Origin of the sequence: Shimia sp. (assembly GCF_041624275.1) — a bacterium.
Taxonomy (GTDB): Bacteria; Pseudomonadota; Alphaproteobacteria; order Rhodobacterales; family Rhodobacteraceae; genus Shimia.
Genome location: NZ_JBFJVE010000311.1, coordinates 1 through 1,631, shown reverse-complemented (window position 1 = coordinate 1,631; position 1,631 = coordinate 1). Strand labels below are relative to the sequence as shown.

The following is a 1,631-nucleotide window of genomic DNA, read 5'->3' as shown; positions in this document are numbered from 1 at the left end:
GATGCGCCCGGCGGCGCCCGCCAGTGTCTCGAGGTCGGTTTCGACGAAATCAATTGCTGCCGGTTTTCGCACGGTCAAACTCCCTGTTGTTGTAGGAATACCTAGCGCGGCCACAGGATGTTGACCAGATAGCAGTTTCCGACAGGCGCGATTTCAACTAATGTCCGGCCCATGTGACGCGCAATCGGGGGATTCTGGCGCCGTGAGCAGATTCGACAGGTACATGCTGTCGCAATTGCTGATCCTGTTCAGCTTCTTTGCCTTGGTCCTGGTGTCCGTCTATTGGGTCAACCGGGCGGTGGTGCTGTTCGACACGCTGATCGCCAACGGCCAGTCGGCCTGGGTGTTTCTCGAGTTCTCGGCCCTCAGCCTGCCGCGGGTGATCCGCATGGTGATGCCGATGTCGGTCTTTGTCGCCGCGGTCTATGTCACCAACCGGCTGAGCAGCGAAAGCGAGCTGACGGTGATGCAGGCCACCGGCTTCAGCCCCTGGCGGCTGGCCCGTCCGGTGCTGTTCTACGGCATCATCGTCATGGCGATGATGAGCGTTCTGACCCATGTTCTGGTGCCGATCAGCAGCGAGCAGCTGACCCGCCGCCAGAAGGAGGTGACCGAGAATGTCACCGCGCGGCTGCTGACCGAGGGCACCTTTCTGCACCCGACCAGCGGCGTCACCTTCTATATCCGCGAGATCACCCCGGACGGGGTTCTGCACGATGTTTTCCTGTCGGACCGGCGCAAGCCGCAGGAGGTGGTCACCTATACCGCCGCGCAGTCCTTCATCGTCAATACCGAGGCCGGGTCGCGGCTGGTCATGGTCGAGGGGCTGTCGCAGATCCACCTGGCGCAGAGCGACCGCCTGTTCACCACCAATTTTTCGGATTTCACCTATGATATCAGCAGCCTGATCGGAAAGCCCGAACAGGAGCGGCGGCGGATGGAGTTCATCGCGACGCCCGAGCTGCTGCTTGCGCCGCGGGCGGTCAGCGCCGAGACCGGGGTGCCCTATGGCTGGGTGATGGAAGAGGTGCACAGCCGGTTCAACCGGCCGCTGATGGTGATCTCGGCGGCGCTGGTGGGCTTTGCCACCCTGCTTCTGGGCGGCTTCAGCCGCTTCGGGGTCTGGCGCCAGATCGTCATCGCCTTCGTGCTGCTGGTGCTGGTCGAGGGCAGCCGGTCGGCGACGCTGGACCCGGTGCGTTCGAACGGGGATCTGTGGCCGCTGATCTACCTGCCCGCGCTGTTCGGGCTGGTGCTGGGCGCCGGGCTGCTGTGGCTGGCGTCGCATCCGCTGCGTCCGGCGCGAAAGGCGGCGGCATGATCGTTCACCTCTATTTCGCGCGCAAGTTCCTGTATATTTTCGTCGGTCTTCAGACCGTGTTCCTGTCGCTGCTGATGCTGGTCGACATGATGGAGCAGCTGCGGCGCTTCAACGTCGACGAGATCGGTTTCGGCCAGATCCTGCTCTTGACCGCGCTGAAGGCGCCCGAGGGGCTCTATCAGATCCTGCCGCTGGTGGTGATCCTGTCGACCATCGCGCTGTTTCTCGGCCTCGCGCGCAGCAGCGAACTTGTGGTGACGCGGGCCTCTGGCCGATCCGGGCTGCGCGCCTTGCTGGCGCCGGTGATCGT

Annotated in this window: 2 protein-coding genes; both read left to right on the top strand. The window is 63.6% G+C overall.

The window, feature by feature from the left end; genetic code table 11:
* Positions 1–202: 202 nt before the first annotated feature.
* Positions 203–1,321 (top strand): LPS export ABC transporter permease LptF, encoded by a 1,119-nt coding sequence (gene lptF, locus ABZD10_RS15515; RefSeq protein WP_372887915.1) that lies wholly within the window; start codon positions 203–205, stop codon positions 1,319–1,321.
* A partial coding sequence (locus tag ABZD10_RS15510) for an LptF/LptG family permease (protein ID WP_372887913.1) occupies positions 1,318–1,631 on the top strand: 314 nt, incomplete at its 3' end. The genes lptF and ABZD10_RS15510, both read left to right, overlap by 4 nt.